The sequence below is a fragment of the Streptomyces sp. NPDC014006 genome (assembly GCF_043088925.1).
Lineage (GTDB): Bacteria > Actinomycetota > Actinomycetes > Streptomycetales > Streptomycetaceae > Streptomyces.
In genome coordinates this window covers 1-1,195 of record NZ_JBICAJ010000059.1, presented here as the reverse complement: position 1 = coordinate 1,195, position 1,195 = coordinate 1, and the positions used below count along the sequence as shown (strand labels likewise).

The 1,195-nt window shown below is 71.8% G+C and carries 2 protein-coding genes; both read left to right on the top strand.

Annotated features, from left to right (window positions below; translation table 11 throughout):
- The first annotated feature begins 195 nt into the window (after positions 1-195).
- The gene (locus tag ACF1GV_RS42600) at positions 196-513 is read left to right on the top strand and encodes a hypothetical protein (protein ID WP_391692550.1); all 318 of its coding nucleotides are present in this window, start codon (positions 196-198) and stop codon (positions 511-513) included.
- Complete coding sequence (locus ACF1GV_RS42595; protein ID WP_391692548.1) at positions 414-1,115, top strand: hypothetical protein; 702 nt, start codon at positions 414-416, stop codon at positions 1,113-1,115. The genes ACF1GV_RS42600 and ACF1GV_RS42595 overlap by 100 nt, the downstream gene beginning before the upstream one ends.
- Positions 1,116-1,195 lie beyond the last annotated feature (80 nt).

Sequence of the window (1,195 nt, the reverse complement as noted above, 5' to 3'; positions counted from 1 at the left end):
ATGGGAACGACGCGACGACATCCACGAGGCCTTCCTCGGCCTCGCCGTCTGCCTGATCACCCACCGACACGTCCAGAGGCTTTGTTAGGACCAGTTAAAAGCGGGTGACGATGTGGCCGTTCTTCCCGCAGCGGGAGCATGGGCGGAGCTCGGTCCGGCCGACGCACCATCCGCAGGCTCGGCCCTGTCGAGCCGATGCTGGCGCAGGCCCGTGGCAGAGTGCCTGCGCCGGGCACTCTGCCGGGCCGTCTGATCTTTCAGCCGAAGTTCGACGGCTACCGCGCCTTGCTCTTCACCGGCCCCGTGCGGCTCCAGTCCCGTCGGGGCAGCCTGATCCAGGCCCGATTTCCCGAGCTGGTGCGCGCGGCCGCGGATCTACCCGACGGCCTGGTCCTCGATGGTGAGCTGGTTGTATGGGCCGGGTACCGGGTGTCGTTCGAGGCGCTGCAGCGCGCGCGGCCGCCGGCCACCGCAGCGCCCCAGGGCTCGCAGAGGAACTGCCCGCCCACCTGATCGTCTTCGACGTCCTCCAGCTCGGCGGCGAGGAGCTACTGCACATCCCGTACGCCGAGCGCCGCGCCCGCCTGGAACAGCTCTTAACCGAACACGCTCTGCACGCTCCCTGGGCGCTGTGCCCGGAGACGGACGACCCGGCGACAGCGCAGGAATGGCTCACGTCCTGGACCCCGGCCCCCGGAGTGGAAGGACTCGTCATCCGGGGCACCGAGCAGCACTATCTCCGCGGCGCCCGGGCGCTGTACAAGGTCCGCCGCCGCGAAACCACCGAAGCGGTCATCGGAGCCGTCACAGGCCCCCTCGAGCGCCCCCAGACGCACATCCTGGGCCGCTACGACGAAGCGGGCACGCTGCGACCCGTCGGCCGTAGTACACCGCTGCGCCCGGATTGCGGCGCGCGAGCCGAGCGGCTAGTGCCGGCCGGGCCGGGGCACCCGTGGGAGGGGCATCCGCTTCACGTCGTCGGGGGGGGCGAGGACGCCGCAGATCGACCGCCACTTCGGACCGGTCGAAGCCTGGGCCGCGGCCCGGCCGCGGCTACCGGAGCTTGCCGCGGCGGAAGCCGATGCGCGCGAGGCCGGCGCGTACCGGCTCTCTAGGCGGCCGCCTCGGCAGGGTGCCGAACGGCCTTCTTGACGTCCAACTCGACGCCGTACCGGCCACGCCCCTCGACCTGCGC